General features: G+C 64.3%; 1 protein-coding gene. It reads right to left on the reverse strand.

Annotated elements, in window-relative coordinates:
- On the reverse strand, window positions 1-967 hold a 967-nt coding region (locus tag A9O67_RS02955; protein ID WP_068607213.1), incomplete at its 3' end, for an IS481 family transposase.
- Window positions 968-1,185 lie beyond the last annotated feature (218 nt).

Consider the following 1,185-nt stretch of genomic DNA (forward strand, 5'->3'; position numbering starts at 1 on the left):
TGTCATGTCCCGGATGATTATGGGGTCGCTTTTGGAACAAATCCGATCTTCGCCGATACCAGTCCTTCATGGCCTGCATGGGCGTGCGGGCATCGAGGGCAGTCTGAGGCAGATGGTGGTTGTAGAGCCAAGCGTAGCGCAAGAGGGTTTGCTCCAGGTCTTGGCCGCTGAGGAAGTGATGGCTGCGCAGCACCTCTTCGATACGACCGTTGAAGCGCTCCACCATGCCGTTGGTCTGGGGCCGCCGTGGACGGGTAAGCCGATGTTCGATGCCCAGCGCAGCGCACAGCTCATCGAAGGCGTGCTGCCCGGTGGGGGTGCGCTCACCCGTGGTGACGAAGCGGTCGGTGAATTCCTTGCCGTTGTCGGTGAGGATCGTGCGGATGCGCACCGGGCAGGCCTTGGCCAGGGCGGCCACAAAGGCGCGCGCGGCGCGTGCGCTCTTGGTGCTCTTGAGCTGGATGAACACCCAGCGCGTGGCGCGGTCGATGGCCACGAACAGGTAGCGACGCCTATCCTCATCGGCCATTTGGGGCAGGTATTTCACGTCGATGTGTACGTAGCCCGGCTCGTAGGCAGCAAAGGGGGCGTGCGTGGCCTTGCGCGCCTGCGGCTGCAGCGCCCGCAGGTTGCTCACCCCGTGGCGGCGCAGGCAGCGATCCAGGCCAGAGCGCGAGACATCTGGGTTGACGAACTCGCGCATGACCGCCAGCAGATCGTCCAGCGACAGCAGCAGGGTCTTGCGCAGTTGCACCGCGATGATCTCCTGCGCCGCTGTCAAGGTGGTCGGCAGCCGATGCGGCGTGTGCGGCCGGTCTTCGAAGCTCGTGCGGTGCTTCCACTTGAAGACGGTCATGGGCGACACACCGTAGCGCTGCGCCAGCGTCTGGATCGACTCGTCGCTGGCGGCAATCTCGGCGCGGATCGCCGGGGTGGTGCGCGCCAACTTGTGCAGTCGCACGATCATGATCGCACTCCTTCGGATGACACCTCGCCGCCGACTCCCGCGCCTCGCAGCAGCTCTTGCAGGATGCTGCGTGCCAGCAGGTATCCACGGCGGCTGGGTATTATGTGATCATCCGGGATGCGACAGCCTTCACGTCCTGATTGAACGCCATCGGCTGACCAGCAACGCAGATCGGCACGTCATTCAAGAGGGTCATTCCCGCATTGAGCACGCAGGCG

The organism is Tepidimonas fonticaldi, assembly GCF_001675355.1.
Lineage (GTDB): Bacteria > Pseudomonadota > Gammaproteobacteria > Burkholderiales > Burkholderiaceae_C > Tepidimonas > Tepidimonas fonticaldi.